Source organism: Actinoplanes auranticolor (genome assembly GCF_018332655.1).
GTDB lineage: Bacteria > Actinomycetota > Actinomycetes > Mycobacteriales > Micromonosporaceae > Actinoplanes > Actinoplanes auranticolor.
Map to the genome: position 1 here is coordinate 1 of NZ_BOQL01000108.1, position 998 is coordinate 998.

General features: G+C 74.3%; 1 pseudogene. It reads left to right on the top strand.

The features are described from left to right. Positions 1–254 precede the first annotated feature (254 nt). Positions 255–998 (top strand): annotated as a pseudogene (locus Aau02nite_RS45725) (hypothetical protein); the annotation flags it as partial.

Sequence of the window (998 nt, forward strand, 5' to 3'; positions counted from 1 at the left end):
GACGCTACGCGAAGACTTCCCACGCGAGCTGCTGACCGCCAACCGCAAAGGCATGCTGGCCGGCCCGAGCGCCTACCTGAAGGGCCGGCGAGCAGCCCGGGCCAAGGCCCGGAGCGGCCGCTGATCGTGCCGACTCAGCCGTTCACCGGAAACTTCCTCCCGCACCGGGCATTCTCGGTCAGGAGGCAGCAGATGTGGCGATCGGTCGGAAATGCGTGCGCCACCCCGGCTCGACCGACCGGGGTGGCAGTCGCATGCTGAGCGCACACCCGTCCCCGGAACCCGGCGCCGAGCCCGGCGAACCGGACAAGGGACCGGTGCTGCGCCCGGCAACCCCGATGACGTCCATCCAGCAGTTCGAGTCCCCCGACGCCGCGGAGGCCCAGTACATGGCGGACCAGCGCGCGGCCGACCAGCGCTCGCAGGAACCGACCCGGACGCAGGACCGGCCGCACCACGACCAGACACACCCGGACCAGCCGGGCCGGACCCAGCCTGCCCAGACGCAGCCTGCCCAGGGGCGGCCCGCGCAGAACCAGGCGGAGCAGGGGCGGCCGGTGCAGAACCGGCCCGCGTCCGATCGGCCGGGCCAGAGCCGGCCCGGTCAGGAGGGCGGCGTCGCGCGGCCGGCGCGCGGGACCGCCCGGGTACGCCCGGCGGCGCCTTCGGGTGCGGACGCGTCCGGGCCGGCGGTAGCCGATATCCAGACCACGTCGGGTGTCCCGAAGGTGGTGATCCCCGCGGCGGTGACGGCTCCCGCTCCGGTCGCCCCCACCGCGGACGACGAGGCCGCGGAGAACCCGGACGTTGACGATCCGCGGCCCCAGGTCACGGGCAATGAAGAAACCTCGGACGCGACTGGCGCGCAGGCGACCTCGGACGCTGTCGCCGGATCGCCGGGCGGCGAGGCAGGCGTCGACGACGCTCCCGGCGAACCAGGCATTGTCGACAACGCTCCCGGCGCCGCAGGCGTTGTCAACGACGCTCCCGGCGCCGCA